Raw genomic sequence first — 2311 nt, 5'->3', positions numbered from 1 at the left:
GAATATAACTATGACGATGGCGGGAAAGTTAGACAGTTCAATAGCATAAATGATAGCTTTTTATGTAATCCTTTAATTCAAAATATCGTGCGCTTCGATACTGAATTTGCATTTAAAACAAATATAATAGATACAAGTAAAGACTTAATTATAGGTTTACATCAAGTAAGATATAAAGCTACTAAAGAAAGGCCATCTTTTAGTTCACCTATTTGGTTACATAAAGATGATGAACCAGTAGTGTTTTTACACCTTATGAATTTAAGTAATACAGCTATTGGTGGAGATAATTTAATAGCTAATTCTCCTCGGGAAATTAATCAGTTTATAAGTTTGAAGGAGCCTTTAGAAACTTTAGTATTTGGACAAAAGGTCTTCCATGCCGTAACGCCACTTGGAACAGAATGTAGTACGGAGGCTTTTCGTGATATTTTATTAGTAACATTTTCTTATAAGGAGACAAAATGAGAGAGAATAAAATAATTATGATTTCTGGAGCCAATAGCGGTATAGGTCATGCTTGTATAAAATACTTTTTAGAAAAATCATTTCATGTAATAGCGCTTGATATTAATAATAATAACTTAATAGATTATATGAAAACAGATATGCCTTTGAAAGTAGTGCAAATTGATTTAAGTAATAGCGAAGCGATTCATAATCTTTTTACTCAATTAGATTTAGAAAAGCTTTCTCCTGATATATTAATAAATGCAGCTGGTATTCGAGAGATAACACCTGTTTTACATTTATCCGATGATATGTTTAAAAAAGTAATTGATGTAAATTTAGTAGCCCCATTTATCCTTTCTAGGGAAGTAGCTAAGCGATGGTGTGAATCGAAAATAAAAGGTTGTATTGTGAATATAGCATCGGTTTCTGGATTAATGGCTGAACCAGAGCGAGCTGCTTATGTTGCATCAAAGCATGCTTTAATCGGATTGACTAAACAGATGGCTATGGAATTTGGAAAGCAAAATATAAGGGTGAATAGCATTTCTCCCGGTGTTATTAGAACTGAACTTACAGAAGAATACTTTAGTAATACAGCCTTGATGTCTATGATAAAAAGTAATCAATCTTTAGATACTTGGGGGTTGCCGCAGGATATTGTTTCATGTATTGAGTACTTGATTTCTGATCAGGCCCGCTTTATTACTGGTTCTAATTTTGTAATTGATGGTGGTTGGACTGCTGGGAAAAATTTATAATTGAGTGTTTTTGAGGAAAAGCACCTGTCCTTTTTTAGGCTGGTGTTTTTCTCACTATAAACCGAGTTTTTATTGGAGGGGGATTAATTTGCTTCAAAAAAGTTTTAAGCAAGAGAAAACGGTACCGGCTTTAAAGATGATAGCATCAATGGTTATCTTTGGATCAGTTGGATTTTTTTCAGTTCAAACAAACTTACCTTCGTTTGAATTAGTGTTTGTAAGGTGTATTTTTGCGACAATATTTTTAAGTGTATGCTGGTTGCTTACAGGGCAATATAAACAAGATAAATGGGAACGAAAAGAAGTTATTCAAGTTTTAATATGTGGCTTTTTCTTAGTATTTAATTGGGTTTTCTTATTTAAAGCCTTTGAAAATATGTCAGTTACAATTGCTATCTCGGTTTATCATCTTGCACCAGTAATTGTACTGTTAATTGGAAGTATCGTCTTTAAAGAAAAATTAACATTAATATCTATCATTTCAATAATTGTGTGTTTTGCAGGAGCTTTATTAATTGCTGGTATCGATGGAAGCTTCTCTGTCGGTTCATTAATGTCTTCAGGTATGATATGGGGATTTCTTGCAGCTCTCTTTTATGCATTTACAACTTTATTTGGTAAAGGGATTAACAAAATGAGTGCGTATGCAATGACATTTTTACAAACATTCTTGGGGATATTTCTTTTAATACCATTTATAGATTTAGATGCTTTTAGTGGCCTTACTCAAAGTAATTGGACATATATTATAGCTACTGGTTTTATTCACACAGGGATAGTATATTATCTGTTTTTTGATAGTTTACGCTATTTATCTACAAAAACAATCTCAATATTAGTTTTTTTGGATCCGGCAGTGGCAATATTATTAGATACTGTACTTACTGGATTCCGTCCAACTTTAATGCAAATAACAGGAATTCTTTTTATTTTTATTGGTATGACTTTAACATTAAAAAAATCTAAAGATAAAAAACTGAGCCAAAAAGAAAAGCGAATTAAAAGCGATGCTAGTATATCTCAACAATAATGAAATATATTGTGTATAAAACGATAAACCTTACATGAATCATGTAAGGTTTATTTTAGTTCAATATAAT

At 31.3% G+C, this 2311-nt stretch carries 3 protein-coding genes; all 3 read left to right on the top strand.

All coding sequences use genetic code 11. From position 1 onward, the window contains the following. Positions 1 to 468, top strand: a 468-nt coding sequence (locus ABWK52_RS26110) for a 2OG-Fe dioxygenase family protein (RefSeq protein ID WP_353772233.1), incomplete at its 5' end; no start/stop codon positions are given. Continuing rightward, positions 465 to 1211 (top strand): SDR family NAD(P)-dependent oxidoreductase, encoded by a 747-nt coding sequence (locus ABWK52_RS26105; protein ID WP_001208941.1) that lies wholly within the window; start codon positions 465 to 467, stop codon positions 1209 to 1211. The genes ABWK52_RS26110 and ABWK52_RS26105, both read left to right, overlap by 4 nt. Before the next feature lie 88 nt (positions 1212 to 1299). Continuing rightward, positions 1300 to 2241 (top strand): DMT family transporter, encoded by a 942-nt coding sequence (locus tag ABWK52_RS26100; protein WP_098541322.1) that lies wholly within the window; start codon positions 1300 to 1302, stop codon positions 2239 to 2241. Positions 2242 to 2311: the final 70 nt, after the last annotated feature.

Origin of the sequence: Bacillus sp. AP50 (assembly GCF_040492675.1) — a bacterium.
In the GTDB taxonomy this organism is placed as follows: Bacteria; Bacillota; Bacilli; order Bacillales; family Bacillaceae_G; genus Bacillus_A; species Bacillus_A cereus.
This window is presented reverse-complemented; position numbering and strand designations above follow the sequence as displayed.